The organism is Streptomyces sp. NRRL F-5126 (genome assembly GCF_000721265.1).
Lineage (GTDB): Bacteria > Actinomycetota > Actinomycetes > Streptomycetales > Streptomycetaceae > Streptomyces.
Genome location: NZ_JOFZ01000026.1, coordinates 1 through 2594, shown reverse-complemented (window position 1 = coordinate 2594; position 2594 = coordinate 1). Strand labels below are relative to the sequence as shown.

Sequence of the window (2594 nt, the reverse complement as noted above, 5' to 3'; positions counted from 1 at the left end):
GAGGATGAGGTGGGCGTTGGTGCCGCTGATGCCGAAGGAGGAGACGGCGGCTCGGCGTGGGTGGTCCGTCACTGGCCATGGGGTGGGTTCGGTGAGGAGGCTGACGGCGCCACTGGTCCAGTCGACGTGTGGGGTGGGCTCGTCGATGTGCAGGGAACGGGGCAGGGTGCCGTGCCGCATGGCGAGGATCATTTTGATGACGCCGGCGGCGCCTGCGGCGGCCTGGGTGTGGCCGATGTTGGACTTGATGGAGCCGAGGTGGAGCGGCTGCTCGGCCGGGCGGTCCTGGCCGTAGGTGGACAGGAGGGCCTGGGCCTCGATGGGATCGCCGAGGCGGGTGCCGGTGCCGTGCGCTTCGACCGCGTCGACCTGGTCCGGGGCGAGGCCTGCGTTGGCGAGGGCCTGCCGGATCACCCGCTCCTGGGACGGACCGTTGGGCGCGGTGAGCCCGTTGCTCGCACCGTCCTGGTTGACGGCACTGCCACGCACCACGGCCAGCACCCTGTGCCCGTTACGCTGCGCGTCGGACAACCGCTCCAACACCACCAGCCCGACACCCTCGGCCCAGGGTGCATGGACACCAGGGACGAGGAGCACGCGGTGTCGACCGTCAACGCGGGGCCTTCAAGGCCGAGGGTGTAGGCGATCCGACCGGACGCCACACTGCTTGTGCTGCCGGTCAGGCGGTAACCCTCGTAGCCGGGCGTCTCCTCGTGCAGCTGTGGGCCGTAGTCCAGGGAGGTCGCGCCGATGAAGACACCGGTCTGGCTCCCGCGCAGGGAGTTCGGCTCGATGCGGGCGTTCTCGAACGCCGCCCATGACGTCTCCAGCAGCAGTCGCTGCTGAGGGTCCATGGAGGTCGCCTCGCGCGGACTGATACCGAAGAACGCCGGGTCGAACAGCGGGGCGTCGTGGAGGAAGCCGCCGTGCCTGGCGTAGGAGGTCGCGGAGCTGTCGGGGTCGGGGTCGTAGAGCTCCTCGAGGTTCCACCCACGGTCCGCCGGGAACTCGCTGATGGCGTCCAGTTCGCCGCTCACCAGCCGCCACAGGTCGTCGGCTCCGGCGACGTCACCGGGGTAACGGCAGAACATGCCGACGACGGCGATCGGCTCGTCCGGCTTCTCCGACGAGGTGGGCACCGGGGCCGCCGCCCCCGCTCGCAGGGGCGACACCCTCGTTGTCAGGTGGTCGGCAAGCGCGCTTGAGGTGGGGTAGTCGTACACCACGGACGTCGCCAGGCTGATCCCGGTGGCCGTGACGAGGCGGTTGCGGAACTCCAACGCCACCGTGGAGTCGAAGCCCAGCTCCTTGAACGACTGGTCGGTGTCCACGTCGTCCGGGCTCCGGTAGCCCAGAGTGAAGGCGACCTCCGCGCGCACCAAGTCCAGCACCAACTGACGCTGCTGGCTCTCGGACAGGCCCGCCGATCGCTGAGCCAGCAGCGAGGTTGCGGGGTTTGGGCCGTTGCGCTCCGCGCCGTCGTCGTCCGCGTCGACCACCCTTTGGGCACTGCCCGCAACGAGACGGGCTGCGTCGCTGCCGGGTGTTGTCGTGAGCCAGTAGTGCTGGTGTTGGAAGGGGTAGGTGGGTAGATCCACGGGCTGGTTGGTTGTGGGTGTGGTGTAGGTGTTCCAGTTGATGGTGGTGCCGTGGGTGTGGAGGTGGGCGAGGGTGTGGAGCCAGGTGTGTGTTTCGGGGTGGCGGGGGTTGAGGGCTGCTTGGGCTAGGTAGGTGTCGGGGGTGTTGTGGTGGGTGAGGGTGTCGGTGGTGAGGGTGGTGAGGGTGGTGTCGGGGCCGAGTTCGAGGTAGGTGGTGGTGTGGTGGTGGGTGAGGGTGGTGAGGGTGTCGGCGAAGCGGACGGTGGAGCGGACGTGGTCGCTCCAGTATTGGGGGTTGGTGAGTTGTTGTGGGGTGGCGGTTTGGCCGGTGAGGTTGGAGATGACGGGGGTGTGGGGGGTGTGGTGGGTGAGGGTGGTGGCGAGGTTGTGGAGTGGGGTGAGGACTGTGTCCATGTGGGGGGAGTGGAAGGCGTGGCTGACGTGCAGGGTTTTTGTTTTGTGGCCTTGGTTGGCCCAGGTGGTGGCGATGGTGGTGGCTGCGTCGTGGTCGCCGGAGATGACCAGGGATGTGGGGGAGTTGATGGCGGCGATGGAGAGGTGGTGTTCGTGTCCGGTGAGGAGGGGGCGGATGTCGTTTTCGTTGGCTTCGAGGGCGATCATGGTTCCGCCGGTGGGGGCGTTTTGCATGAGGCGGGCGCGGGTGGCGATGAGTGTGGCGGCGTCGGTGAGGGAGAGGACTCCGGCGAGGTGGGCGGCGGTGAGTTCGCCGATGGAGTGTCCGGTGAGGTAGTCGGGGATCAGTCCGGCGTCCAGGGCGAGGTGGTGGAGGGCGACGTGCAGGGTGAAGAGGGCGGGTTGGGTGTATTGGGTCTGGTGCAGTAGTGCGCCGGTCTCACTGTTTTCCTGTGCCCACATCACGTCGCGGAGTGGTTGTGGGAGGTGGGGGGTGAAGGCGTGGCAGGCTTCGTCGAAGGCTGTGGCGAAGACGGGTGAGGCGGCGTGGAGTTCGCGGCCCATTCCGGCTCGTTGCGAGCC

At 68.2% G+C, this 2594-nt stretch carries 1 pseudogene; it reads right to left on the bottom strand.

Annotated features, from left to right (window positions below):
* Positions 1 to 2576: pseudogene (locus IH48_RS37565) on the bottom strand (beta-ketoacyl synthase N-terminal-like domain-containing protein); the annotation flags it as partial.
* Between the last annotated feature and the right edge of the window lie 18 nt (positions 2577 to 2594).